The following is a 22,265-nucleotide window of genomic DNA, read 5'->3' as shown; positions in this document are numbered from 1 at the left end:
CGGAAGCGCAGGGCAGGAGGGACTCGAACCCGCAACCGCCGGTTTTGGAGACCGGTGCTCTACCAAATTGAGCTACTGCCCCCAGCATCGGACGCACCGCGAACGGCACGCACATGACACAGACGCAGGCCGAACGTCCGCCACAACAGACTACCAGCAGCCATCTGAACCGCGTCCCAGCAGGTCTCACATCAAAGCCGCATCCAGTGTCGAGTCCTCCGTTGGCGACCATCGCCATGAGGGTGCACAGGACCGGCGAATGGCAATCGCCGACGGCGTGCCTCCAGAGGCGAGATCCACCCTCCAGAGGCGAGATCCACCTCGACGAGACCATCCACCAGCCGATGCGGCTGCGGATCATGTCGTTGCTCATATCGCTGACGAACCGGGACCGCCTGGCCTACGGGTTCGTCCAGAAACACCTGAAACCGACGCCCGGCAACCTCACGGCGCATCTGCGGAAGCTCGAAGACGCCGGGTACCTGGTGATCACCAAGGAGTTCCACGGCGTCAAGCCGAGGACATGGGTGGAAGCCACTTCCACCGGACGGCGCGCCTTCGCTGGCTGCCTCGCCAACCTCGAACGAGTCCTCGGCGTACGAACTCAGGACTGAGCACGCACATCGCCTGCGTCCGCAATGCGCTGAGCACGTCGGTGCTCAGCGGGTCGGCGGTCATGACCGTGAGCGACGAGAGGCTAGACCAGCTCGATCAACGCCATAGGGGCATTGTCACCGCGACGGGGGCCCAGTTTCAGGATGCGCGTGTAGCCGCCCGGGCGGCCTTCATAGCGGGGACCGATCTCGTCGATCAGCTTCTGAGCCATCTCCTGATCGCCATTCAGGCTTGCGATGATCTGACGGTGCCGCGCCAACCCGCCCTTGCGGGCCTTGGTGATGAGCTTCTCGGCATACGGCCGCAGCGCCTTCGCCTTGGATTCGGTGGTCTCGATGGCTTCAGCTGCGAACAGCGACGCCGCCAAGTTCGCCAGCATGGCGCGCTGGTGGTTCGAACTCCCGCCAAGCCGTCGGCCCTTCGTGGGCGTGGGCATGCTCAGCTCACCGCCGCCGGCTCGGCCGGTCCGTTCTGCTCGGACTGCTCAGGTGCAGCCGTCGGACTCATGCCCCGCAGTGCCAAGCCTCGTTCGTCGAGCTTCTCGATGACCTCATCCAGCGACTTCTGGCCGAAGTTCGGCACGGTCATCAGCTCGTCCACCGACTGATCGAGCAGCTCGCCGATCGTGTTGAACTGCGCTCGCTTGAGGCAGTTGCGTGCCCGCTCGGACAGGCCCAAGTCCTCGATCGGCCGCTCCAGGTCGCTGGTCCGGCCGTCGCTCACTGCCACGTCGGCGATCTCCAGACCCAAGCGGTCTGACGAGAGCTCGGCGATCATGAGCATCAGCCGGCACAGCGTGTCGCCTGCCGATGCCAGCACTTCACGTGGGCTCATGGCGCCGTCGGTCTCGATGTCGAGCACCAGCCGGTCGAAGTCCGTGGACTGCTCCACGCGCACCGGCTCGACCTCAACGGCCACACGCCGCACCGGGCTGAACAGCGCATCGATGAGAATCGCGCCGATCGCGCCGCCGACACGGTCGCTGTCGGGTGCCGAGTAGCCCCAGCCACGCTCGACCGTCAGGTCCATCGCCAGGCGCGCTCCCTCACCGAGCGTCGCTATGTGCAGGTCGGGCGTCAGGCATTCGACGTCGACACCCCAGTCGACATGGCCGGCGAGCACCGGACCGACGCCGCGCTCGTCAAGACGCACCGCGACGGGTTCGTCGCTGTGGCACCGCAGCACAATGTCCTTGAGGTTCAGGACGATGTCGGTGACGTCCTCGACCACGCCCTCGATGGTGGTGAACTCGTGAAGCGCATCGTCGAACCGGACCTGGGTGATCGCAGCGCCGGGAATCGACGACAGCAGCGTACGACGCAGCGAGTTGCCCAGCGTGTGCCCGAAACCCGGCTCCAGCGGGCTGATGGCGAAGCGCTGGCGATTGCCCTCGGACTCGCCCAGGATGTCGATTGTCGGTCGGTGCATGACCAAGGTGTCAGAGATGGACACATTGACCCCTTCGTGGATGATTATTTGCTGTAGAGCTCGACGATGAGCTGCTCGCGTACCGGAATCTCGATCTGGGACCGGATCGGCAGCTCGCTGACCGTGACCTGCTGGCCGCCGTCGCTTGCCTCGAGCCACGGCGGCGGCGTGCGATCCAGCACGTCGAGGTTCCAGCGGATGGTGACGATCTCGCGAGACCGCGAACGCAGGGCGACCACGTCGTCGGGGCAAACCCTGTAGCTGGGAATGTTCACCCGGCGACCGTTGACGTCGATGTGGCCATGGTTCACGAACTGGCGAGCCTGAGGGCGGGTCGCCGCCCAGCCGGCCCGGTACACGATGTTGTCGAGGCGCAGCTCCAGCAGCCGCAGCAGGTTCTCGCCGGTGACCCCGCGTTGGCGGGCGGCCTCCTCATAGAGGTTGCGGAATTGCCGCTCGGTCATCCCGTAGGTGAAGCGGCACTTCTGTTTCTCCTGCAACTGCATCAGGAACTCGGAATTCTGGCTGCGTCGCCGTCCACGGCCGTGCTCGCCGGGCGGGTACGGGCGCCGGTCCAGCGCCTTGGTCTCTCCGGCGGTGCCCCAGATATTGGTGTTGAGCCGCCGCGAGACGCGAGCTTTGGGACCCGTATAACGAGACATGTCAGACCCTCCGGCGCTTCGGAGGACGGCAGCCGTTGTGCGGCACCGGCGTCATATCGCGGATGCCCTTGATCTCGATGCCGGAATTCTGGATCGAGCGGATGGCCGTCTCGCGACCCGAGCCGGGACCCTTCACATGCACGTGCACTCGGCGCACACCGTGCTCCATCGCCCGCTCGGCAGCCTGCTCGGCAGCCTGCTGCGCAGCGAAAGGTGTCGACTTGCGAGAACCCTTGAAGCCGACGTTGCCCGCCGACGCCCACGACACGACGTTCCCGCCCAAGTCGGTGAACGTGATGATCGTGTTGTTGAACGAACTCTTGATGTGCGCCACGCCGTCGCCGACGTTCTTGCGCTCCTTGCGGCGGCCGCGACGGGCCGACTGCTTGTTCACTTGCGTCCGCTCCTGTTGAGTCCACTTTGAGGTGGCTGATGTGTTCGCTCCGCGCGCCTCATCACTTGCGCACCTTCTTCTTGCCGGCCACGGTCTTGCGCGGCCCCTTGCGGGTACGTGCGTTCGTATGCGTCCGCTGGCCCCTCACCGGCAGGCCGCGGCGGTGGCGGACGCCCTGGTAGCAGCCGATCTCGATCTTGCGCTTCACGTCTTGGGCCACGTCTCGCCGCAGGTCGCCCTCGACGGTGAGGCCGGCGTCGATGTGGTTGCGGATACGAGCCACCTCGGCATCGGTGAGATCGCGCACGCGGGTGCGTTCAGCGATGTTCAGATCCTCGCAGATCTGCTGGCTGGCTGAACGGCCGATTCCATAGATGTAGGTCAACGCGATCTCGACACGCTTCTCACGCGGTATGTCGACGCCGGCTATTCGGGCCATCGATACGGGACTCCTGTCTCAGCCTTGCCGCTGCTTGTGCCGCGGGTTCACGCAGATCACCCGGATCCGCCCATGACGACGGATGACGCGACACTTGTCACAGATCTTCTTGACGCTCGGACGGACTTTCATCGGGGGACCTGCGCTGTAGACGAGCGGGCAAGTATACGGGTCACGGTGCGGCCTCAACAGCCGCCACGGAGCTGGCCGGTGCGGCCTCAACAGCCGCCACGGAGCTGGCCGGTGCGGCCTCAACAGCCGCCACGATGCGCCGATGCACCTGATCGGGTGTGCCGAGACCGTCGACGGTGACCAGCACTCCCCGATCGGCGAACAGCTTGCGCAGCGGCGCCGTTTCTGTCTCGTACAGATCCAGCCGGCGTGCGATTGCCCCGGGCGTGTCATCCGCGCGGCCCCGCTCCAGCATCCGCTGCGTCACCACCTCGTCGGGAACCTCAAGATCGATCACCCGGCTCACCGTGTGGGGTGCAAGCAGGGCAAACAGCCCATCTGCCTGTGCCTCGGTGCGGGGAAAGCCGTCCAGCAGGAAGCCAGGCACTGCATCGGGCTCTTCGAGACGCTCAGCCACGATACCCAGGATCAACTCGTCGCTGACAAGCTCGCCTGCGTCCATCACCTCTTTGGCCCGGCACCCCAGTTCGGTCCCCGCGGCCACCGCGGCGCGCAGCATGTCACCTGTGGAGATGTGAGCCACGCCGTAGCGCTCGACGAGCAGCTCGCACTGGGTTCCCTTGCCTGCCCCCTGCTTGCCCAGGACAACCAGCCGCCGGGTGGCGCTGACCGACATCAAGCCAGGAAACCTTCGTAGTTGCGCATGAGCAGCTGGCTGTCAACCTGCTTCATGGTCTCCAGCGCCACGCCCGACGCGATCAGGATCGACACGCCGCCGAAACCGATAGCCGCACCTGCGCCTCCGGTGCCGAGTGCGTCGAGATCGCTCGTCAACGACAGCAGCACGCTGGGCAACAGCGCAACCATGGCGATAAACAGGGCACCCGGCAGCGTGATGCGGTTCAGTATCCTGGCCAAGTAGCGCTCGGTCTGCGGCCCCGGCCGGATGCCCGGAATGAAGCCGCCCTGCTTGCGAATGTTGTCGGCTTGGCGAACTGGGTCGAACGTGATGGCCGTATAGAAGTACGCGAAGCCGACGATCAGCCCACCGAAGAACAGGATGTAGGCGATGTGGTCCGGCTGGGTGAGGTACTCGTCGACCGCAGTCTGCAGCCAGCCCCAGTTCGCCACGTTCGACAGCAGCACCGGCAGGAACAGGATCGAGCTGGCGAAGATGACCGGGATCACACCCGACTGGTTGACCTTCAGCGGGATGTAGGTGTTCTGCCCGCCATACAGCCGACGCCCCACCTGCCGCCGGGAGAACTGCACCGGGATCCGACGCTGACCCTGCTCGATGAAGATGATCGCCACCATCATGCCGACAGCCACAATGATCGCCGCAATGAGGTACACCGTGCCCTGCACCGCTCGAAGGCGGGCTCCGTCGAAGGGGATCGTAGACACGACCGAGGCGAAGATCAGCAGCGACATGCCGTTGCCCACGCCGCGCTGGCTGATCAGCTCACCCATCCACATGAGCAGCGCCGTGCCCGCCGTGAGCGACAGGATCACCAAGGCCACCCGGTTGAAGGTGAAATCGGGTATGACGATGACGGCCGCTGTGTTGCCAAGCGCCGTGCCTTGACCGCGCCCGAAGATGAACGTGATGCCGGTGGCCTGCACGAACGCGATGCCGAGCGTCAAGTAGCGGGTGTACTGGGTCAGCTTCCGCTGGCCCACCGCCCCTTGCTGCTGGAGTTGCTCGAAGCGCGGGATCGCCACGGTGAGAATCTGGATGATGATCGATGCCGTGATGTACGGCATGATCCCCAAAGCGAAGATCGCGAAATTGGTGAGCGCGCCCCCCGAGAACAGGTTCAGCAGCGCCAGCACGCCGCCGGTCGAGGAGGCCTCCTCGCGCAATTGCACGATGGCGTCGAAGTCGATGCCCGGGACCGGGACCTGAGACCCCAGCCGGTACGCCGCAATGATGAACAGGGTGAACATGATCTTCCGGCGCAGATCCTGAATCCGGAAGATGTTCCGCATGTGGCCGAGCACGACGAGTCCCTAGCGATTGGTGTGCTGATTGCCCGCAGCGGCTGGCCGCGGACCCTTGAACGTGGGCGGCAAAATCTCGATGCTGCCCCCAGCGGCCTCGATAGCTGCACGGGCCCCCTCGGACGCTGCATGAGCCTTCACCGTGATCGGCCTGATGATCTCGCCGCGGCCCAGCACCTTGATCATCGAACCCCGCGACACCAAGCCGCGACCCAGCAGCGCCTCTGGCGTGATCTCGTCAAGACCGCACTCATCGAGCGTGTCAAGGTTCACCGGCTGGTACTCGACACGGAACGGGTTCTTGAAGCCCTTCCGCTTGGGAATGCGCACCTGCAGCGGGAGCTGCCCGCCTTCGTACCAAACAGGAACGGTTCCCCGAGCCCGGGTGCCCTTGGTACCGCGGCCTGCAGTCTTGCCGCCCTTGCCGCCAGTGCCGCGGGCCACCCGCTTGCGCTTGCGCTTCGCGCCTGGCGGCGGGGCCAAGTCATGCAGTCTGAGCATCGCCGGCCTCTCCTGGAATCTCTTGGACAGTGATCAGATGGCTGACCTTGCGGAGCATGCCGCGGATCTCGGGTCGATCAGGAAGGGTATGGCTGCGGCCGATCTTTCCGAGGCCGAGCGCACGCAGGGCGCCGCGCGCCTTGGGCTTGGCCCCGATGGCCGAACGCACCTGGGTCACGACGATCTGGTTCATGCTTGGACTCCCGCTGTCGAATCGCTCAGCTTGCGGGCGCGCTCGGTCTCCCGGTAGGCCTCCAGCAGGCCGGCGGGGATGCACTCCTCGGGCGACAGTCCCCGCAGCTTGGCCACCTCGTCGGGACGCTTCAATGCAGCCAGCCCCGCGATGGTCGCACGAGCCACGTTGATGTGGTTCGACGAGCCCAACGACTTGGCCAGCACATCACTGATGCCCGCCTCCTCCAGGATCGCCCGGGCCGCACCGCCGGCGATGACCCCGGTGCCGGGCGCAGCCGGCTGCAGCAGCACCTTGCCGGCACCCATCACTCCGAGCACGGGATGGATGATGGTGGAACCGGCCAGCGGCACCTCAGAGAGACTCTTGCGTGCCTCTTCGGTGCCCTTCTGGATGGCGAGCGGCACTTCCTTGGCCTTGCCGTAGCCCAAGCCCACCCGGCCGGCACCGTCGCCGATCACGACGAGCGCTGAGAACGAGAAACGGCGCCCGCCCTTGACCACCTTGGCCACACGGTTGATGTCGATGACTCGCGACTCGCGCAGGCCCTCATCGCTGCTGCTGCGCGGGTTGTCGAATTGCCGCTCGCGCTGGCGCCGACCGGCGCCGCGCTCGCGCGGCGCCTCGGTCGTAGGTGCATCTGCCACGAGTTCCCCCTCAGAACCTCAGGCCGCCCTCGCGGGCAGCATTTGCAAGGGCCGCGACGCGGCCGTGGTAACGGTTGCCTCCGCGGTCGAAGACCACGGCCGTGGCGCCGACCGCCAAGGCCCGCTCGGCGATGATCCGTCCGACTTCGCCGGCGGCGGCCATGTTGCCGCCACCCGCAGTGGCCAGCGCAGCTTCGCGAGTCGACGCAGAGGCCAGCGTGTGACCTGCTTCGTCGTCGATGAGCTGCGCGCTGATGTGCCGGTTCGACCGGAAGACCGCAAGGCGTGGGAGATCGGCCGTGCCCGACACCTTCTTGCGGACACGATTCCGTCGCCGGGCACGCCGTGCCGCTTTCGTCGGAACGCTCACTTCGCCGCCTTTCCGGCCTTGCGCAGCACGCGCTCGTTCACGTAGCGGATGCCCTTGCCCTTGTACGGCTCGGGCTTGCGCAGCTTGCGGATGTTGGCCGCCACCTGGCCCACGAGCTGCTTGTCGATGCCTTTGACGATGATCGAGGTCTGGCTCGGGACCTCGAAGGAGATGCCCTCGGGCGCCGTCACCGGGACCGTGTGGCTGAAGCCCAGCGACAACTCGAGCGCCGACGGCCCTCTGGCCGCGGCCCGGTAGCCCACGCCGACGATCTGGAGCTCCTTGGAGAAGCCCGCCGACACGCCTTCGACCATGTTGGCCACCAGCGCCCGGCTGAGTCCGTGCAGCGACCGCTGCGAGCGACTGTCGTCGGCTCGGTCCAAAGCGGCGACGCCGTCGTAAACGTGCACCGTGATGCCCGCTGCCAGCTCGCGGGTGAGTTCGCCCTGCGGTCCGCTGACCGTCACGACGGCACCGACCGGCGAACCGGCGGCATCCGCGGCCGACTCGGCAGTGACCGTCACCCCGTCGGGGATCGAGATGGGCGCTTTGCCCACGCGTGACATCTGAGCCTCCTACCAGACGTAACAGAGGACCTCGCCGCCCATGCGCTTGCGCCGGGCTTCGCGGTCGGTCATCAGACCCCGGCTCGTGGACAGCACGGCGATGCCGAGTCCGCCGAGCACGCGGGGAACCTTGTCGGACTTGGTGTACACACGCAGCCCGGGCTTGGAGACCCGCTGCAGTCCCGAGATCGTCCGGTCCCGGTCGGGCGTGTACTTGAGGTTGATCGTGAGCGTCCGGCTGTGGTTGGCATCGCCGCCTTCCACCTTGAAATCGCTCACATAGCCCTCTCGCTTGAGGATCGCAGCAAGGCGCTCCTTCTGCTTCGAGGACGGCATGGCCACCTCGTCCTTGAACACCATGTTGGCGTTGCGGATGCGGGTCAGCATGTCCGCTATGGGATCAGTCATCGTCATGAACCCGACCTCACCAACTGGCCTTGGTCACGCCGGGCACCTCGCCGGCATGGACCATCTCTCGCAGGCACACTCGACACAGCCCGAACTTGCGGTACACCGACCGCGGTCGGCCGCACACACGGCAACGCGTGTAGGCGCGCACCTTGAACTTGGGGGTGCGCTGCTGCTTGTTGATCAGTGCCTTCTTGGCCATCAGTACTGCCTTTGTGAAGTGTGCAAAGCGGGACGCTACGGGGTCGAGTCCTGCCGGAATGGGAAGCCGAGTGCATCGAGCAGGGCGCGCCCGCCCTCGTCGTCGACTGCCGACGTCACGAGCGTGATGTCCATGCCCCGGATCTGGTTGACGCTGTCGTAATCGATTTCCGGAAAGACCAGCTGCTCGGTAATGCCGAACGTGTAGTTGCCGTGGCCGTCGAAACTGCGCGGCGACAGCCCGCGGAAGTCCCGGATGCGGGGAATCGCCAGCGACACGAGACGGTCGTAGAACTCCCACATGCGATCCCGGCGAAGAGTCACCCGGGCGCCGATTGCATTGCCCTCACGCAGCTTGAATCCCGCAATCGAGCGCTTGGCGCGGGTGATCGCCGGCCGCTGGCCGCAGATGCGACCGAGATCGTCGACGGCGCCTTCGAGCAGGCCCCGGTTCGTGAGTGCCGCGCCGACACCCATGTTCACGCTGATCTTGGTGAGCGTCGGGACCTGCATGATGTTTCCGAGTCCGAGCTCCCGCTGCAGCTGGACCCGCAGGGTGTCGCGGTAGAGCGTCTTCATCCGGGGCTCGGGCCGCGCCGAGAGGCTGGCGACTTCGGGAGCTTCAGTCACGCTCACGGCAACTCCTCCCCGGAAACCCGGTGATAGCGCACCTTGCGGTCGCCTTCGAAACGGAACCCGACACGGCCCGGCTGGCCTGTGCGGGGACACACCACCGCGACGTTCGACACGTCGATCGGCAGCAGGTAGTCGATGATCTGGCCTTCCTGATTCCGCTGGGAGGGACGCTGATGCTTGTGACCGACGTTCACGCCCTCGACGGTCAGGCGGCGCCGCAGCGGGTCGACGGAGACGACCTCGCCCTCGCGGCCCTTGTCCGGGCCTGACACGACGCGCACCGTGTCGCCCTTGCGCACTCGCAGCCGGGGAAGCTGGTTTCGCTGACGTGCCATCTCCACACCCCCTTCAGAGGACCTCTGGCGCGAGCGACACGATGCGCATGAATCGCTTGTCGCGCAGCTCGCGTCCGACGGGACCGAAGATGCGGGTGCCCCGCGGCTGGCGGTTGTTGTCGACGAGCACGGCGGCGTTCTCGTCGAAGCGGATGTAGCTGCCGTCAGGACGCCGGCGCTCCTTGCGAGTGCGCACCACGACGCAGCGCACCACGTCGCCCTTGCGCACTGAGGCGCCGGGAATCGCGTCCTTCACCGTGGCGATGAACACGTCGCCCATCGAGGCGTAACGCCGACCCGTGCCGCCGAGCACGCGAATGCACAGCACCTCGCGGGCGCCCGAATTGTCGGCGACTTTGAGTCGGGACTCTTGCTGGATCATCAGGTACGCAATTCTTCTCGGACTCGGGCTCAGCGCGCCCGCTCGGTGATCTCCACCAAGCGCCAGCGCTTGGTCTTCGAGATCGGGCGGGTCTCCATGACGCGCACCCGGTCGCCCGGACGCGTCTCACCCGCGGGGTCATGGACGTACAGCTTCTTCGTGCGCTGCACGGTCTTGAAATAGCGAGGGTGACGCACGCGCTCAGTCACCGAGACCACCGCGGTGCGGTCCATCTTGGTCGAGGTGACAATGCCCTCACGGATCTTGCGGCGGTTGCGCTCAGCGTCGGTGGCCGACTCTGTGCTCATGAGGAATCTCCTGTCGAGGCTGCGTCGTCTGTGGCCGGGTTCTCGGCCGAGCCCTGCGAGACGCCAGCCAGCCCAGCCGAACCCTGCGAGACGCCAGCCAGCGCCTCGGCGGCAGCGATCTCGCGCTCACGCAGCACGGTGTGAATGCGTGCGATGTCACGCCTGGTCGCGGACATCTGTGCGGAGTTGTCGAGCTGCCCGGTGGCGAACGCGAAGCGCAGGTTGAAGAGCTCCTGGCGAGCGCTCTCGAGCTCGTCGAACAGCTGGTCGTCGGACAGCGTGCGAAGCGTCGCGGCCTTGGCCATCAGATGGCCTCCTCTCGCGAGATCACCCGTGCCCGCACGGGCAGCTTCTGGATGGCGCGCTCCATGGCGCCACGAGCCAGCTCGGCGTTCACCCCGCCCAGCTCGAACATGACCCGGCCCGGCTTCACGACTGCGACCCACTTCTCGGGGTTGCCCTTGCCGGATCCCATACGGGTCTCCGCGGGCTTCGCCGTCACCGGCTTGTCCGGGAAGATGTTGATCCACACCTTGCCGCCGCGCTTGACGTGGCGGGTCATGGCGATGCGGGCTGCCTCGATCTGGCGGGCGGTGATCCAGCCGGGCTCGAGCGCCTGGATGCCGTAGTCGCCGAAGTGCACAGCCGTGCCGCCCTTGGTGCGACCTTTCATGCGGCCGCGGTGCGCCTTGCGGTGCTTCACCTTGCGAGGCATCAGCATCAGTCGTCTCCCGGCCGGAAATTGGGCGTCTGGGACTGGTCCCGCGTGGCTCGCTCGATCTGCTCTTCCTCTTCCAGCAGGCGCTCAAACTCGGGATCGGCCTCGCGCAGCAGCGGGACGGGCTCCTCGGGCAGATCGTCCAGATCGCCGCGTCGGCCAGCCGACGACACAGCCCCTGCGGGGGGGGCGCCGTCACCCGAGGTCTGCCCAGTCGCCATGGCCGCCTCGCGGTGAATGCGCTCGTCGGAGGAAACCTTGTACGGGAGGATGTCGCCCTTGTAGAGCCACACCTTGACGCCGATGCGCCCCGCAGTGGTGCGAGCTTCGCGGAAGCCGTAGTCGATGTCGGCACGCAGCGTGTGCAGCGGCACGCGGCCCTCGCGGTACCACTCAGTGCGGGCCATCTCGGAGCCCCCCAAGCGTCCGGAGCACTGCACCCGGATGCCGAGCGCACCTGCCTTCTGGGCGTTCTGCACGGCGCGCTTCATGGCCCGACGGAACGCGACACGGCCGGCGAGCTGGTCTGCCACACCCTGAGCGATGAGCGCGGCTTCCAGTTCCGGCTGCTTGATCTCCTGGATGTTCAGCTGCACCTTGGGATTGCCGGAGATCTTGCCGAGCTTGGTGCGCAGGCGGTCGGCCTCGCTGCCGCGGCGTCCGATGACGATGCCGGGACGGGCGGTGTGCACGTCAACCCTCAGGCGATCCCGGGTCCGTTCCACCTCGATGCGGCTGATCGCTGCATGCGGCAGCTCGGTCCGCAGGAAGTCGCGGATCTTCCAGTCCTCGATGAGGTAGTCCTGATACTCCTTGTCGGCGTACCAGCGCGACTTCCAGTCGGTGGTGATTCCCAAGCGGAATCCGTAGGGGTTGACCTTCTGACCCATGATCAGTTCTTTTCTTCGGGGTCGGCAGCTTCGGGGTCGCCGGCTCCGGCCCCGCTGACTTCGCTGGATTCGACGTCGTCCGTCGCGACGGCCTCGCCCTCGGCCTTGTCTTCGGCGTCGTCTTCAGGGTCGTGGCCGCCTTCGGGGGCAGCCGCATCGTCGAACGCTGCTGCGTCTGCAGCATCGACCGTCTCGCTGATCGCTGTCTCGTCGGTTGTTGTCTCGTCGGTTGTTGTCTCGCCGGCCGCTGCTTCTTCAAGCTCGATCCCGGCACTGGGCTCATCGGCCGACTGGTCATCCGGCTCGCTGTCGCCCGCCTCCGCTGCCCGGCTGGCGGCGACACGCGCCGCTCGGGCCGCGGCGGCCGTCTGCAAACCCGAGGCGGCCAAGCGGGCCTCACGCATCTCGAGCTCTTCGTCGCTGAGCTGCGCAACGATCACCGTGATGTGGCAGGTCTGCTTGTGGATGCGCGTCGCGCGGCCCCGTGCCCGCGGGCGCCAGCGCTTCAGCACCGGTCCCTCGTCAGCCCAGCACTCGGCCACGTACAGCTCGTCAGCATCGAGCTGCTCATTGTTGGTGGCGTTCGCCACGGCGCTCTCGAGCACCTTGGACACCACTTCGGCAGCACCGCGCTCGCAGAACCGCAGCCGGTCGCGAGCAAGGGCCAAGTCCTCGTCCCGGATGAGGTTGAGCACCACCCGTGCCTTCGACGCCGACAGCCGGCCGTAGCGAAGCGTCGCCTTCGCCCCGGCGATGACGTCCAGATCGATGAGACCGCTCATCGCCGCCGTCCTTGTTCCCGTCCAGCTTGGGCGCTGAACGTCCGCGTGAGGACGAAACCGCTCATCGCCGCCTGCCGCCTCGCTCCTGGCCCGCGTGGAACTTGAACGTCCGCGTCGGCGCGAATTCGCCCAGCTTGTGGCCCACCATCGACTCGGTGACGTACACGGGCAGATGCTTGCGCCCGTCGTGCACCGCAATCGTGTGGCCGATCATCTCGGGGATGATCGTGGAGCGCCGGCTCCAGGTCTTGATGACTTTCTTCTCGCCGCTCTCGTTCAGTTCGTCCACCTTTGCGAGCAGGTGGTCGTCGACGAACGGGCCCTTCTTGAGACTGCGCGGCATCGCTCTACCTCCGGGACCCTCGCGTCCGGCGACGGCGGACGATGAGGTCATTGGACTTGCGGTTCTTCGATCGGGTGCGGCCCTCAGGCTTGCCCCACGGCGACACCGGATGACGGCCGCCGGAGGACTTGCCCTCGCCGCCCCCGAGGGGATGGTCGACGGGGTTCATGGCCACGCCCCGGGTCTGGGGGCGAACGCCCTTGTAGCGATTGCGGCCCGCCTTGCCGATCTTGATGAGATCAGCCTCGGCATTGCCGACCGACCCGATCGTGGCACGGCAGTCGATCGGCACGCGGCGCATCTCGGTCGAGGGCAGGCGCAACGTGGCATATGCGCCCTCCTTCGCCACGAGCTGCACGCTGGAACCGGCCGAACGCGCCATCCGGCCGCCGCCGCCCGGCTTCAGCTCCACGTTGTGCACCGTGGTGCCGACCGGCACATAGCGCAGCGGCATGGCGTTGCCGACCCGCACTTCGGCCTGCGGCCCGTTGGCCAGCTTGTCACCGACCTCCAGCCCGGCGGGCGCCAAGATGTAGCGCTTCTCGCCGTCGTGATAGTGCAGCAGCGCGATCCGTGCGTTGCGGTTGGGGTCGTACTCGATCGTGGCGACCGTGGCGGGCACCCCGTCCTTGTTGCGGCGGAAGTCGACCACCCGGTAGCGCTGCTTATGGCCGCCCCCGCGATGGCGGGACGTCTTGCGGCCGTAGCTGTTGCGCCCCCCGGTGGAGTGCTTCTTGGCGACGAGGGAGCGCTCGGGCTTGGTTGCCGTGAGGTCGGCAAAATCCGAGACCGTCTGGAATCTCCGCCCGGGACTCGTCGGCTTGCGTACTCGAATGCCCATGCCGAGTCCTACGAATTGAAGATCTGGATCGAGTCGCCCTCGACGAGGGTGACGATGGCCCGCTTGGTGTCCGGCCGACGGCCGACGGTGTTGTTGCGCCGGTTGCGCCGGATCTTGCCCTTGCGGTTGAGCGTGTTGACCTTGGCGACCTTGACGTCGAAAATCGATTCGACCGCCTGGCGGATCTCGGGCTTGCCGGCCGAGGGATGCACACGGAACACGTAGACGCCCGCTTCGAGCAAGTCATACGACTTCTCCGAGATCACCGGGGCGATCAGCACGTCGCGGGGGTTCTTCACTGGGTCTCCTCCGCATCCGGCGCTGCATCGCTCGTAGCTGCACCGTCCGCCGCTGCATCGTTCGGCGCTGCATCGTTCGGCGCTGCATCGCTCGTGTCAGCCGCCTCACCCACCGTCGCTGTGCTGTGGTCGGACTCGTCGGCGACCTCGAAGACTGGCTCGTCGGTCACCACGGTCGTGCTCGCCACGGTGGCGTCGCCGTCTGACAGCTCTGCGGTGGGCACGGCTGCGTCGGCGGGTGGTACGCCGTCCCCGGATGCCGCCGAGCTGGTCGGTGCTGTGCGCGGCTGTGCCGTGCTGGGGGACTCAGCGCTGGTCGGCAATGTGTCGGTGGTGAAGACCAGCCAGTCCGAGCGCAGGATGTCGTAGGCATTCAGCTCTGACGGGCGGACCGAGCTGACCGACGGAAGATTTCGGAAGCTGCGGTCGGCCGTCTGATCAGCAGGACTGTCGTCGAGAACGAGAAGAACCTGTCCGCTGAGGGACAGGTTCTCGAGCACGGCAACGGCGTCTTTCGTGCGGGGCTGCGCGAATCGCCATTCGTCGATGACCATGACGCGCTCGCTGCGAACCCGATCGCTCAGCGCCGAACGAAGAGCCAAGCGGACGGTCTTGCGATTCACCTTCTGGCGGTAGTCGCGTGGCTTGGGACCGTGCGCCACGCCGCCGCCGGCCCATTGCGGCGAGCGGATGGAACCCTGGCGAGACCGGCCGGTGCCCTTCTGCCGCCACGGCTTGGCGCCGCCGCCGCGGACCTCCGCACGGGTGAGGGTGCTGTGGCTGCCGGCCCTGCGAGCTGCGAGCTGTGCGGTCACCGCTTGGTGCAGCGCTGCCATGTTCGGCTCGATGCCGAAGATCGCTTCGTCGAGGCCGACGGTGCCGGCGGTGCCGCCGTCGGGAGTGCGAACGTCGAGCGTGAGCGTCATCAGAACCTCCTCACGCCTCGACCGGTGCTGTGCTGGCTGACGCGCCCTGCGGCGCTTTGACGGCATTGCGGACCACTACGGTGCCGCCCTTGGGTCCGGGGACCGAACCGCGCACCAGCAGCAGGCCCCGCTCGGCGTTGGCCTCCACCACGGTGAGGTTGAGCGTGGTGACCTTCTCGCTGCCCATGCGGCCGGCCATGCGGGTGCCCTTGAACACCCGTGACGGCGTCGCGCACGCGCCGATGGCACCCGGTGCCCGGTGGACACGGTGCGCGCCGTGGCTGGCTCGCTGGCCCGAGAAGTTGTGCCGCTTCATGGTGCCCGCAAAGCCCTTGCCCTTGGAGGTCGCCGTCACATCGACAAGCTCCCCAGGACCAAAAAGGTCGGCACCCAATTCGGTGCCGACCGTGATCTCGCTCACATCGTCGAGCCTCAGCTCCACGAGCTTGACGCCGGGATCTACGCCGGCACGCTCGTAGTGACCGTTGGTGGGCCGGTCGAGCTTTCGGACCTCGCGATGGCCGAAGGTGACCTGCACCGCGGTGTAGCCGTCCTGCTCGGTGGTACGGACTTGGGTGACCCGGCAGTCGTCGACGCGCAGCACGGTCACCGGGACGACGCGATTGTCGCTGTCCCAGAGCTGTGTCATGCCGACCTTGGTGGCGACCAGCGCCTTGTTCGCCATGGGCGTCTCTCTCGTGCCTTCGTACCTTCACCATGCGAACGCTCCGCACGGCTGGGCCGGCGGAGCGGACTTCTGGTTGTGCCGACCGGTTCCGAATACCCGACCCATTGAGGGGAGGCACCCGGCCTAGCCGGACGTCGGTTTCGGCGCAGACATTCCCGCGCCGCGAACAAAGCAGCCTACCGATCCACCATGACCGCCCCAACCCAGCCCCAAGGGTCAAGCGAAACTGCCGTGGCTCACAGCGGGATCGCATCTGCGAGCATCGTGCCGTACCGGTCTCTCAACCCGGCGAGGTTACGACTGCATGTCAGCGGCGTCGAACGGGATGCGAACGGGATGTCGGCCATGTCAGAGCCGGGTTCAGCCGAATCCATGCACCCGGTGATCTTCGATGTCGGCAGGTCGGAACCAAACGTTGTGGCGGCTGACAGGGTCCGCTGTTGGGTCGGCCGTCGGCACGATCCTCGGTGAGGGCAATCGCTCACTCCTCGAGGAGGACGTGCCCGATGGCCCTGTCTGATGTCGCCACAGCGCAGCGGTGGGAGACCGTTGGCGCTGGGGATCGCTGCCACATCCGATTCGGGAATCTCGATCGAGGCAGATGCGATTGGCGCATGAGCCTCAGACAGTCTCCTGACCCGGCACTCGTCGTGCCGGTATGTTTGAGAGCGTCGTATTAGTTCAATACGATCCGTCGGATTGGTGCGATAACGTTACGCGGGATGGGGTCCGGTGCACACGACGGCTATCTGCCGCGGATCGCGGACGGCGAGCTTGACGTGCTGTGCGCCGAGCTGCCCGCTGTGGCGCTGGAGGGACCGCGGGCGGTCGGCAAGACCGAGACCGCGTTGCGCCGGGCGACCACCGTGCACCGCCTCGATGACGTAGCCGAGCTCGACATAGCTCGCGCTGATCCCTCGCGACTCGCCAAGGGCGAGCCCCTCGTTCTCATTGACGAATGGCAGCGGCTGCCGGCCTCGTGGGATGTCGTGCGCCGGGCCGTGGACGCCGACCCGCGCACGCCCCGATTCTTGCTGACCGGCTCTGCAGCACCGGCACAGGTGCCGACGCACTCGGGCGCGGGCAGGATCGTGACCGTGCGTCTGCGGCCGCTGTCGCTCGCGGAGCGCGGCCTGTGCACGCCCACGGTCAGCCTCGGCAACCTGCTCGCAGGCAGCGGCACCGTCGTGGACGGAGCGAGCCCACTGCGGCTCGAGGACTACGCCGTGCAGATCACCGGCTCGGGCTTCCCCGGGCTCGTCGGGCACTCCCAGCGCGCATCAAGAGCCTTCCTGGACGGCTACTTGGACCGCATCGCCGAGCGTCACGTCCACGAGCAGGGCCGCACGCTGCGAAACCGGGCAGCCCTGCGACGATGGATGGCCGCCTACGCCGCCGCCACCTCGACGACAACGACGTTCGAGCAGATACGCGACGCAGCGTCGCCGGGCGAGGCCGACAAGCCGACCAAAGCGACCACCATCGCCTACCGCGCGGCGCTCGAGGGGCTGTGGCTGATCGAGGAACTGCCCGCGTGGCTGCCGGTCCGCAACCACTTGCGCCGGCTCGCCTCGGCCCCAGTGCACCAGTTCGCCGACCCGGCGCTCGCAGCCCGCCTGCTCGAGACCGACACCGACGCCCTGCTCGCAGGGCGCGACAGCGGCCACGGCCTTGACCGCGACTCCAGCCTGCTCGGCGCGCTGTTTGAATCGCTGGTCACCCTGTCGGTTCGCGTGTACGCACAGGCAAACGAAGCCAAGGTGTTCCATCTGCGGACCCAAGGCGGGGAGCACGAAATCGACCTGATCGTCCAGGGCCCCGGCGGCCGCATCGTGGCCGTCGAGGTGAAACTCACCCAAACCGCCTCCCGCAGCGACACCCGTCACTTGCGATGGCTTGCCGAACGCATCGGACCCGCCCTCGCCGACGCCGCCGTCATCACCACCGGGCCAGAGGCATACCGGCGCCCCGACGGCATCGCCGTCATCCCCGCCGCACTGCTCACGGCCTGAGCGACAGGTGCTGCTGTGCGGGGCCGAGACGTCGTGACACCAACTGATGTCGGAGGAACGGTCCTCTGGTTGTGCCGACCGGTTCCAAGTGCTGTGGGCACCCGGCCTCGCCGGACGTCGGTTCGGCGCAGGGGACCCCGCACCGCGAACCGAGCAGCCTGCCGAGGGTCCCCCACCTCCCCAACCCGGTCTGGCGACACCGCTCGCTGAAGTTCCTGTTCGGAGGACTCGTCCAGATTCGGGGTCAATCCCCTCAACTCGGTAATGCAATACTGCTGATCGGTAATGCAATACTGCTGAGGTACCCAACGTTGAAGCAGCGCAGCCCGCCCGCCGCGAGAACCCCACACAGATTTCCCCAGGGCCCGCCTGCACCGACAGAAAGTGCGGTCAGTTGGTAACCGGAAGGTGCGGTCAGTTGGCTACAAACCCCGACCCCCCCAACAATTGAGATGGCCATCAACGTGCACTGCACAACTGAATTGCGCTCCGGCGGACACTGACAAATACTCGCCTTGAGGGGCATCCAGAAGACCGGCATATGCGTTGAGGCCCCAACACTCGATGGTATTGTCGGCACGCAGACCGCACGCGTGAACGCCGCCAACAGAAACTTCAACAAATGCACCTGAGGGCGTCGGCCTGAAAGTAGGATCGGGGTTGGGGAAGTTAATGTCATAGCTTTCGTCCTCCAACCATTCGCTGTTGTCGTCTCCCCAGCAATAAACTGAACCGCTCTCGCTGACTGCACATGCATGATTACCGGAGACGGACAGATATGTGAACTTGCCTTTAGGGCTGTCTCGTAGGTCAATTCCGTCCAACACGTCAGGAGATACTGCTGGGGCTTCACCCCAGCACAGGATGGTGCGATCAGTCTTGAGACCGCATGATTGCCACACTCCCGCGTCCACCTGAATGAACTCTCCATCTGGTGGATCGGCTTGACCTACGTAGTGGCTGTCGTCAAGATCATCGTCACTGGCAGACCAAGCATAGTTGCTGCCCCAGCACTCGATACTCCGGTCTCGGCGCAACCCACAATTGTGATCACTCCCAGCGGCAATTGAAGTGAATTCACCAGTGGGTGGTCTGGACTGCCCGACAATCCCACCGACCGAGTAGTAGAGTTTGTTGCTGCCCCAGCATACAACTTCGTGATCAGCACGCAAGCCACAAGAATGGTCGTGACCAGTAACTACAGAATTGAACGAGCCACTAGGTGCATCCGCCTGCCCGGGCACAGAGCCTCGCTCGGATACATTGCTGCCCCAGCACTGGACGCGGCCATTCGTGTATACACCGCAAGCGTGTCCGTGGCCCACGCTCACCGCGCTGAACGTATTCCCCAGCGGAACGTTCCTGCCGCCCACTCGCCCACCCCAGCAAGTCACGATTCCATTGGCTTCCAATCCGCAGGCGTGCTCATCCCCGGCCGTAATGGACACATACGATCGATCTCCATCAGGGAACCTAAAGGCACTGCCCCTAGGATATACGTAACGTTTGTCTGGATCATAGTCCCTGCCCCAGCAGCGAATCGTGCCGTCGGCACGAATCGCACACCCAAAACCGCTGCCGACCGCGAGCGCCATAAAGGTGCCTTCCGGCGCTTCCGAAGCTGCTCCGCTGCCCCAGCACACCACGGTGTCATCTGTGCGGAGCCCGCACGCTGTTGTACCATCGTACTCAACAGCAGAATACTTGCCCTCTGGCACGTTCTCATCAACGCGGCGGTTCAACGAACACTCGATGCTGTTATCAGCCCCGATGCGGCATTTGGGTGGCAGACATCGGATGCGACTGCCCGATCTAGAGCACAGAGGCGTGCCCGATATCGAGGTAATGATCGCGGTGAAATCGCTGTCGGATAGGCTAGCTGTAACTGGGAACCTCGTAGCTGGAAAGTCACTTTCACCACCCCAGCACAAGGCAGTTCCATTAGTCTGGAGGCCGCATGTCTCTGACCTGCGATTTGAGCCACCTAACGCAATGACCGAAATGAATCGGGGTTCCTTATTTCTGGTCACGTTGACGGACTGATGGTGGTCGTCGCTTGAAGCAATGGAATGCGCTAGTTCTCCGACCTGTTGTGCTGTGTGCCATCGATTGTCGCCATCAAGTCTCGTCAGATCTTGGCCCGCGACCTTGGCGTTGGGCACCGCGCCGCTGCCGCCAATGACGAAGCCTCCGCTCGCAGCCGTGTAGAGCCTCACGATCTGTGCAGGAAGCATGACACCGTCGCGGTCGCCGGCGAGCACGATGCAGTCGGTGCCGATCACTCCGGCGAGCGTGACCGCGCTGTACAGATCGGACTGTGCGGCGGCATCCGACGCCACCACGATGGGAATGTCGCCGGTGCAGTCGGTGATGGGGTCCTCGGCGCCAACGGACGCTTCCGCACCGACATCATCCGCGCCTGCGAGTCTGCCTGCCTCGTTGCCGACCAGCCGGGCGGTCTCCCACCGATCGGCGCCCGCCACCCGCGTCAGGTTCAGGCCCGTCACCTTCGAGTTAGGCACCGCCGCGCGACCGCCCACGACGTAGCCATCAGCATCGGCAGCATCGAGGCGCGCTCGTTGATGCCGGGGCCACGACTCGCCACGTCCCCCCGCGAGCACGACGCAATCAGTCCCCACCACCCCCGCGAGCGTGACGGCGCTGTAGAGGTCGGATTGCGCTGCTGCATCCGACGCCACCACGATCGGCGTCTTGCCTGCACATGCCGAAGCCGTGTAGCTCACCGGCGGCAATACCACGCTGCCGCCATCATCGGCAGCCGCAGCCGCTGGCACCAACGCCAGACTCGCCGCCGCCACCGCGGCCACCACCGATGCCAGCAGCGGCCGCCGCGGCCTCAAGAACCGACTTCTGCCTATAGTCATGGCCGGTCGGCGACTTCGACGAGTCTGATCGCATCAACTGCGATCCTCGACGCCACGACGCCGGTGGCTTCGTCCCCGTGGGCCCGCCAGTCGTCGCGTGAGCGGGTGTCCTGCACCTCGATACGGACACTGCCGTCCAACGAATGTGTACCCAACGAAGCCCAGCCCGGCACCAGCGACTGATCCAGCCACGGACTTGCGATGTTCTCCTGCTCGGTGAATCGACCGTCATCGTTTGAGTCCACCCAGATCAGGTACTGAATCTCTGCCGACGCCCATGCGGCGGGAATCCACGCCTGGATATCGAATTCGCCGTCGACGGGGTCGAACTCCCAGCGCGCAAAGTTGTCCAGCGCATCATCGCTGCTGTTGCCAATGGCGACCGTGAACCTGAAGCCGTTGTCTCCCCAACCCTGTTCGTTGATCTCAGCAGGCGGTTCGAACCAGCTGTACTCGCCATCTTGCGTGTCAGCATCAAGATCAAACAGAGCCGGGTCGTCGTTGTAGATGATGCGCCTCGGCGCAGGAACCGTCTCCTTCACTGAGTGGGCTGTTGGTCGGCGCGGTAGCGGCCGGTACCAGCGCGAACGCGCACAGGGAACAAGGCGCGCAGCGCGCCTGAGGCATCGCCCCGGAGGCGCAGCGGCAGGAGCAACCACAACTGGTTGTGTTTGCGTTTGCGTTCGCCCGAGTTTGAAGAGAGCGCCCAGCGGGCGCGCGCTCCTCAGTTCACAGCAGCTAGCCCGAAACGACGTATGAGCAGCTACCGGGGCAGCAGAGAATTGGCACACCCGCGAGGCCGACCGTCGGGAACGAGGCGACGAAGAGGGGGGGGGGGGGGGGTAGCCAGATTCACGGCTGCACACTCTAGCACGCGCATTGCTGCGGCTGCAACTTGCCCCGGCGTAGGCGCAGCCACCTGCCGGCACCGACCATTCGAGGCCCATGGGCAGCGCTGGGCCGTCGGACTGGCAGTCTCGACATCACAGCCTGCACCACGCCTTGGAGCGCGGCGACAGCAGCAGCTCAACTCGCCGCCAACCCTCAGGTCACTTGGCCGGGCTACTGGTTGCTGCCCATAGGCATCAAGACGAAGTCTGCCCCCAACCGCTTCACCCGGCGAGCCGGGGAGAGGCTGATGGGGGCGTACGTTGGCAGCATACCGTGACACAACACGGCCGATCAATCGTCCAGCCACAGCGACGAGACCGGTCGCATCCATATGCGATCGCCGAGGCTCACGTCGTGTTCGCCCAAGTGCGGCACGACCCCGCCGATGAACGATCCGGGATTCACTGAGTCGAGTCTGAGCACTGGCTGACCGGCGCGCGAACTCGGAGACTACGAACGACTCGACCAGGGCCTCGACTGTCTGCGACATCGGGGCGAGCAGCGCTTCGGGTCCTACGCCGAGCAAGTGGGCAGCGAGGCCAGTGTCGGCGATGTGCAGCTTGGGCCGCCGTCCACCGCATCAGCGGTTCGAGAGCCGTCGAGCGGCGAGAGTCTGCTGCGGAATCCACAAGGCCTGAGTTCCGCCGAGTCCAGCAGCACACATTTTCCGAAAGTGCGAAGGCCCTCCTGAGTTCTACCGAGCGTGGGGTTCGTTGAGGAGCAGATGCTCCCACTCGACCCCATCTTCCCAGTAGGTGGCGTCGGGTAC

General features: G+C 65.9%; 31 protein-coding genes, 1 tRNA gene and 3 pseudogenes. 2 read left to right on the top strand and 33 right to left on the bottom strand.

The genetic code is table 11. The features are described 5' to 3' along the window. Positions 1 to 8 precede the first annotated feature (8 nt). A tRNA-Trp gene (locus tag ACOGXQ_RS15950) sits at positions 9 to 82 on the bottom strand. Positions 83 to 206: 124 nt separating this feature from the next. Between ACOGXQ_RS15950 and ACOGXQ_RS15945 the strand changes: the two genes are divergently transcribed. Next, entirely contained in the window at positions 207 to 614 is a 408-nt protein-coding gene (locus tag ACOGXQ_RS15945) for a transcriptional regulator (RefSeq protein WP_419944595.1), read from the top strand. A gap of 86 nt (positions 615 to 700) precedes the next feature. Here ACOGXQ_RS15945 and rplQ read toward each other — a convergent pair. The 29 genes and pseudogenes from rplQ to ACOGXQ_RS15800 form a co-directional block, all read right to left on the bottom strand. After that, positions 701 to 1,051, bottom strand: a pseudogene (gene rplQ, locus ACOGXQ_RS15940) (50S ribosomal protein L17); the annotation flags it as partial. A gap of 2 nt (positions 1,052 to 1,053) precedes the next feature. Further along, the gene (locus ACOGXQ_RS15935) at positions 1,054 to 2,067 is read right to left on the bottom strand and encodes a DNA-directed RNA polymerase subunit alpha (protein WP_419944594.1); all 1,014 of its coding nucleotides are present in this window, start codon (positions 2,065 to 2,067) and stop codon (positions 1,054 to 1,056) included. Between the two features lie 20 nt (positions 2,068 to 2,087). After that, positions 2,088 to 2,705, bottom strand: a complete 618-nt coding sequence (rpsD, locus tag ACOGXQ_RS15930; protein ID WP_419944593.1) for a 30S ribosomal protein S4 — start codon at positions 2,703 to 2,705, stop codon at positions 2,088 to 2,090. Between the two features lies 1 nt (position 2,706). Beyond that, positions 2,707 to 3,099, bottom strand: a complete 393-nt coding sequence (rpsK, locus tag ACOGXQ_RS15925; RefSeq protein WP_419944592.1) for a 30S ribosomal protein S11 — start codon at positions 3,097 to 3,099, stop codon at positions 2,707 to 2,709. Positions 3,100 to 3,160: 61 nt separating this feature from the next. Beyond that, positions 3,161 to 3,538, bottom strand: coding sequence for a 30S ribosomal protein S13 (gene rpsM, locus ACOGXQ_RS15920; protein WP_419944591.1), 378 nt, complete (start codon positions 3,536 to 3,538; stop codon positions 3,161 to 3,163). 18 nt (positions 3,539 to 3,556) lie between these two features. Then, a complete protein-coding gene (gene rpmJ, locus ACOGXQ_RS15915; RefSeq protein WP_419944590.1) occupies positions 3,557 to 3,670 on the bottom strand; it encodes a 50S ribosomal protein L36 in 114 nt (37 codons plus the stop codon). A gap of 40 nt (positions 3,671 to 3,710) precedes the next feature. After that, positions 3,711 to 4,346 (bottom strand): adenylate kinase, encoded by a 636-nt coding sequence (locus ACOGXQ_RS15910; RefSeq protein WP_419947415.1) that lies wholly within the window; start codon positions 4,344 to 4,346, stop codon positions 3,711 to 3,713. Continuing rightward, on the bottom strand, positions 4,346 to 5,674 hold the full coding sequence (secY, locus tag ACOGXQ_RS15905; RefSeq protein ID WP_419944589.1) for a preprotein translocase subunit SecY: 1,329 nt from the start codon (positions 5,672 to 5,674) through the stop codon (positions 4,346 to 4,348). Before secY ends, ACOGXQ_RS15910 begins: the two co-directional genes overlap by 1 nt. 9 nt (positions 5,675 to 5,683) lie before the next feature. Next, the gene (gene rplO / locus ACOGXQ_RS15900; protein ID WP_419944588.1) at positions 5,684 to 6,175 is read right to left on the bottom strand and encodes a 50S ribosomal protein L15; all 492 of its coding nucleotides are present in this window, start codon (positions 6,173 to 6,175) and stop codon (positions 5,684 to 5,686) included. Beyond that, positions 6,159 to 6,368, bottom strand: coding sequence for a 50S ribosomal protein L30 (gene rpmD, locus ACOGXQ_RS15895; protein ID WP_419944587.1), 210 nt, complete (start codon positions 6,366 to 6,368; stop codon positions 6,159 to 6,161). The genes rplO and rpmD overlap by 17 nt, the downstream gene beginning before the upstream one ends. Then, positions 6,365 to 6,913, bottom strand: coding sequence for a 30S ribosomal protein S5 (gene rpsE / locus ACOGXQ_RS15890; protein ID WP_419947414.1), 549 nt, complete (start codon positions 6,911 to 6,913; stop codon positions 6,365 to 6,367). Before rpsE ends, rpmD begins: the two co-directional genes overlap by 4 nt. A gap of 112 nt (positions 6,914 to 7,025) precedes the next feature. Then, positions 7,026 to 7,385: a 50S ribosomal protein L18 gene (gene rplR / locus ACOGXQ_RS15885; protein ID WP_419944586.1), complete on the bottom strand. Its 360-nt coding sequence runs from the start codon at positions 7,383 to 7,385 to the stop codon at positions 7,026 to 7,028. Then, positions 7,382 to 7,951 carry a 50S ribosomal protein L6 gene (gene rplF, locus ACOGXQ_RS15880; protein WP_419944585.1) on the bottom strand — a complete coding sequence of 190 codons (570 nt, stop codon included), beginning with the start codon at positions 7,949 to 7,951 and terminating at the stop codon, positions 7,382 to 7,384. Before rplF ends, rplR begins: the two co-directional genes overlap by 4 nt. Positions 7,952 to 7,960: 9 nt before the next feature. Next, positions 7,961 to 8,365: a 30S ribosomal protein S8 gene (gene rpsH, locus ACOGXQ_RS15875; protein WP_419944584.1), complete on the bottom strand. Its 405-nt coding sequence runs from the start codon at positions 8,363 to 8,365 to the stop codon at positions 7,961 to 7,963. A 10-nt stretch (positions 8,366 to 8,375) separates the two neighbouring features. Next, positions 8,376 to 8,561 (bottom strand): type Z 30S ribosomal protein S14, encoded by a 186-nt coding sequence (locus ACOGXQ_RS15870; RefSeq protein ID WP_419909875.1) that lies wholly within the window; start codon positions 8,559 to 8,561, stop codon positions 8,376 to 8,378. Between the two features lie 35 nt (positions 8,562 to 8,596). Next, positions 8,597 to 9,139: a 50S ribosomal protein L5 gene (gene rplE / locus ACOGXQ_RS15865; protein ID WP_419947413.1), complete on the bottom strand. Its 543-nt coding sequence runs from the start codon at positions 9,137 to 9,139 to the stop codon at positions 8,597 to 8,599. Positions 9,140 to 9,192: 53 nt separating this feature from the next. Then, positions 9,193 to 9,531, bottom strand: a complete 339-nt coding sequence (gene rplX / locus ACOGXQ_RS15860; RefSeq protein ID WP_419944583.1) for a 50S ribosomal protein L24 — start codon at positions 9,529 to 9,531, stop codon at positions 9,193 to 9,195. A 13-nt stretch (positions 9,532 to 9,544) separates the two neighbouring features. Next, a complete protein-coding gene (rplN, locus tag ACOGXQ_RS15855) occupies positions 9,545 to 9,913 on the bottom strand; it encodes a 50S ribosomal protein L14 (RefSeq protein WP_419944582.1) in 369 nt (122 codons plus the stop codon). A 29-nt stretch (positions 9,914 to 9,942) separates the two neighbouring features. Continuing rightward, positions 9,943 to 10,221, bottom strand: a complete 279-nt coding sequence (rpsQ, locus tag ACOGXQ_RS15850) for a 30S ribosomal protein S17 (protein WP_419944581.1) — start codon at positions 10,219 to 10,221, stop codon at positions 9,943 to 9,945. After that, positions 10,218 to 10,526 carry a 50S ribosomal protein L29 gene (gene rpmC, locus ACOGXQ_RS15845; protein WP_419944580.1) on the bottom strand — a complete coding sequence of 103 codons (309 nt, stop codon included), beginning with the start codon at positions 10,524 to 10,526 and terminating at the stop codon, positions 10,218 to 10,220. The genes rpsQ and rpmC overlap by 4 nt, the downstream gene beginning before the upstream one ends. Next, positions 10,526 to 10,942 carry a 50S ribosomal protein L16 gene (gene rplP, locus ACOGXQ_RS15840; RefSeq protein WP_419909887.1) on the bottom strand — a complete coding sequence of 139 codons (417 nt, stop codon included), beginning with the start codon at positions 10,940 to 10,942 and terminating at the stop codon, positions 10,526 to 10,528. The genes rpmC and rplP overlap by 1 nt, the downstream gene beginning before the upstream one ends. Beyond that, positions 10,942 to 11,829, bottom strand: a complete 888-nt coding sequence (gene rpsC, locus ACOGXQ_RS15835) for a 30S ribosomal protein S3 (RefSeq protein WP_419944579.1) — start codon at positions 11,827 to 11,829, stop codon at positions 10,942 to 10,944. The genes rplP and rpsC overlap by 1 nt, the downstream gene beginning before the upstream one ends. Before the next feature lie 2 nt (positions 11,830 to 11,831). After that, positions 11,832 to 12,611 (bottom strand): 50S ribosomal protein L22, encoded by a 780-nt coding sequence (gene rplV / locus ACOGXQ_RS15830; RefSeq protein WP_419944578.1) that lies wholly within the window; start codon positions 12,609 to 12,611, stop codon positions 11,832 to 11,834. Positions 12,612 to 12,672: 61 nt separating this feature from the next. Beyond that, the gene (rpsS, locus tag ACOGXQ_RS15825) at positions 12,673 to 12,954 is read right to left on the bottom strand and encodes a 30S ribosomal protein S19 (protein ID WP_419944577.1); all 282 of its coding nucleotides are present in this window, start codon (positions 12,952 to 12,954) and stop codon (positions 12,673 to 12,675) included. 4 nt (positions 12,955 to 12,958) lie between these two features. Next, positions 12,959 to 13,795, bottom strand: coding sequence for a 50S ribosomal protein L2 (gene rplB, locus ACOGXQ_RS15820; protein ID WP_419944576.1), 837 nt, complete (start codon positions 13,793 to 13,795; stop codon positions 12,959 to 12,961). 8 nt (positions 13,796 to 13,803) lie between these two features. Continuing rightward, the gene (gene rplW, locus ACOGXQ_RS15815; protein WP_419944575.1) at positions 13,804 to 14,094 is read right to left on the bottom strand and encodes a 50S ribosomal protein L23; all 291 of its coding nucleotides are present in this window, start codon (positions 14,092 to 14,094) and stop codon (positions 13,804 to 13,806) included. Positions 14,095 to 14,414: 320 nt separating this feature from the next. After that, positions 14,415 to 15,020, bottom strand: a pseudogene (rplD, locus tag ACOGXQ_RS15810) (50S ribosomal protein L4); the annotation flags it as partial. Positions 15,021 to 15,030: 10 nt separating this feature from the next. Next, positions 15,031 to 15,705, bottom strand: coding sequence for a 50S ribosomal protein L3 (gene rplC / locus ACOGXQ_RS15805; protein WP_419944574.1), 675 nt, complete (start codon positions 15,703 to 15,705; stop codon positions 15,031 to 15,033). A gap of 239 nt (positions 15,706 to 15,944) precedes the next feature. Continuing rightward, positions 15,945 to 16,082: a hypothetical protein gene (locus tag ACOGXQ_RS15800; RefSeq protein WP_419944573.1), complete on the bottom strand. Its 138-nt coding sequence runs from the start codon at positions 16,080 to 16,082 to the stop codon at positions 15,945 to 15,947. 348 nt (positions 16,083 to 16,430) lie between these two features. On the opposite strand from ACOGXQ_RS15800, the gene ACOGXQ_RS15795 reads away from it, so the two are divergent. Next, the gene (locus ACOGXQ_RS15795) at positions 16,431 to 17,720 is read left to right on the top strand and encodes an ATP-binding protein (RefSeq protein WP_419944572.1); all 1,290 of its coding nucleotides are present in this window, start codon (positions 16,431 to 16,433) and stop codon (positions 17,718 to 17,720) included. 422 nt (positions 17,721 to 18,142) lie between these two features. On the opposite strand, the gene ACOGXQ_RS15790 is transcribed toward ACOGXQ_RS15795, so the two are convergent. The 3 genes and pseudogenes from ACOGXQ_RS15790 to ACOGXQ_RS15780 all read right to left on the bottom strand — a co-directional run. After that, positions 18,143 to 20,581 (bottom strand): hypothetical protein, encoded by a 2,439-nt coding sequence (locus ACOGXQ_RS15790; protein ID WP_419944571.1) that lies wholly within the window; start codon positions 20,579 to 20,581, stop codon positions 18,143 to 18,145. A gap of 20 nt (positions 20,582 to 20,601) precedes the next feature. Further along, positions 20,602 to 21,147, bottom strand: coding sequence for a hypothetical protein (locus tag ACOGXQ_RS15785; RefSeq protein ID WP_419944570.1), 546 nt, complete (start codon positions 21,145 to 21,147; stop codon positions 20,602 to 20,604). 830 nt (positions 21,148 to 21,977) lie between these two features. Next, positions 21,978 to 22,022 (bottom strand): annotated as a pseudogene (locus tag ACOGXQ_RS15780) (hypothetical protein); the annotation flags it as partial. Between the last annotated feature and the right edge of the window lie 243 nt (positions 22,023 to 22,265).

This window comes from Candidatus Poriferisodalis sp., assembly GCF_965208485.1.
Classification (GTDB): Bacteria; Actinomycetota; Acidimicrobiia; order Acidimicrobiales; family Poriferisodalaceae; genus Poriferisodalis.
Note: the sequence above shows the minus strand (reverse complement) of the source record. Positions and strands in the feature narration are given on the sequence as shown.

Coding starts and splice junctions, on each gene's coding strand:
- ACOGXQ_RS15800 (WP_419944573.1), bottom strand. CDS start 16,082: ATGGATTCGGCTGAACCCGGCTCTGACATGGCCGACATCCCGTTCGCA.
- rplX (WP_419944583.1), bottom strand. CDS start 9,531: ATGGCACGTCAGCGAAACCAGCTTCCCCGGCTGCGAGTGCGCAAGGGC.
- rplV (WP_419944578.1), bottom strand. CDS start 12,611: ATGAGCGGTCTCATCGATCTGGACGTCATCGCCGGGGCGAAGGCGACG.
- rplE (WP_419947413.1), bottom strand. CDS start 9,139: ATGAAGACGCTCTACCGCGACACCCTGCGGGTCCAGCTGCAGCGGGAG.
- rplN (WP_419944582.1), bottom strand. CDS start 9,913: ATGATCCAGCAAGAGTCCCGACTCAAAGTCGCCGACAATTCGGGCGCC.
- rpsM (WP_419944591.1), bottom strand. CDS start 3,538: ATGGCCCGAATAGCCGGCGTCGACATACCGCGTGAGAAGCGTGTCGAG.
- rpsD (WP_419944593.1), bottom strand. CDS start 2,705: ATGTCTCGTTATACGGGTCCCAAAGCTCGCGTCTCGCGGCGGCTCAAC.
- rpsS (WP_419944577.1), bottom strand. CDS start 12,954: ATGCCGCGCAGTCTCAAGAAGGGCCCGTTCGTCGACGACCACCTGCTC.
- rplF (WP_419944585.1), bottom strand. CDS start 7,951: ATGTCACGCGTGGGCAAAGCGCCCATCTCGATCCCCGACGGGGTGACG.
- rplC (WP_419944574.1), bottom strand. CDS start 15,705: ATGGCGAACAAGGCGCTGGTCGCCACCAAGGTCGGCATGACACAGCTC.
- rpsQ (WP_419944581.1), bottom strand. CDS start 10,221: ATGAGCACAGAGTCGGCCACCGACGCTGAGCGCAACCGCCGCAAGATC.
- rpsH (WP_419944584.1), bottom strand. CDS start 8,365: ATGACGATGACTGATCCCATAGCGGACATGCTGACCCGCATCCGCAAC.
- rplO (WP_419944588.1), bottom strand. CDS start 6,175: ATGCTCAGACTGCATGACTTGGCCCCGCCGCCAGGCGCGAAGCGCAAG.
- ACOGXQ_RS15795 (WP_419944572.1), top strand. CDS start 16,431: ATGGGGTCCGGTGCACACGACGGCTATCTGCCGCGGATCGCGGACGGC.
- rplB (WP_419944576.1), bottom strand. CDS start 13,795: ATGGGCATTCGAGTACGCAAGCCGACGAGTCCCGGGCGGAGATTCCAG.
- rplP (WP_419909887.1), bottom strand. CDS start 10,942: ATGCTGATGCCTCGCAAGGTGAAGCACCGCAAGGCGCACCGCGGCCGC.
- ACOGXQ_RS15910 (WP_419947415.1), bottom strand. CDS start 4,346: ATGTCGGTCAGCGCCACCCGGCGGCTGGTTGTCCTGGGCAAGCAGGGG.
- rpsC (WP_419944579.1), bottom strand. CDS start 11,829: ATGGGTCAGAAGGTCAACCCCTACGGATTCCGCTTGGGAATCACCACC.
- ACOGXQ_RS15870 (WP_419909875.1), bottom strand. CDS start 8,561: ATGGCCAAGAAGGCACTGATCAACAAGCAGCAGCGCACCCCCAAGTTC.
- rpmD (WP_419944587.1), bottom strand. CDS start 6,368: ATGAACCAGATCGTCGTGACCCAGGTGCGTTCGGCCATCGGGGCCAAG.
- rpmC (WP_419944580.1), bottom strand. CDS start 10,526: ATGGCCAAGGCCGCGACGCTTCGCACGCTGTCCGACGACCAGCTGTTC.
- rpmJ (WP_419944590.1), bottom strand. CDS start 3,670: ATGAAAGTCCGTCCGAGCGTCAAGAAGATCTGTGACAAGTGTCGCGTC.